A 298-nucleotide genomic window follows, 5' to 3' on the forward strand; every position below is an offset into this window, starting at 1 on the left:
GGAGACCGGATCGGCGCACACCAGGGAGCGGCGGCGCAGGTGGGAGCCCAGCGGGACGCCGACGACGGGCAGCCCCGCCCCGGCGGTGAACGGGAACATGCCACACACCTGCACGGCCGAGCCCTGGACCTCGAACAAATCCTCCAGGACGGTCGCCGGCGCGCCGCCAGGCCGGTTCCAGCCCCGAGGGCCGGGGCGGGAGGCGTTGAACGCGCGAGCCTCTGCCCACTTCTGCCACACCCCGCCAGCGCGCCGCTGGGCCTCCTTCTCGGCTTTCTGCGCGGCCTGGCGCTGGCGC

The sequence above is a fragment of the Streptomyces sp. NPDC127092 genome (assembly GCF_042722475.1).
Taxonomy (GTDB): Bacteria; Actinomycetota; Actinomycetes; order Streptomycetales; family Streptomycetaceae; genus Streptomyces.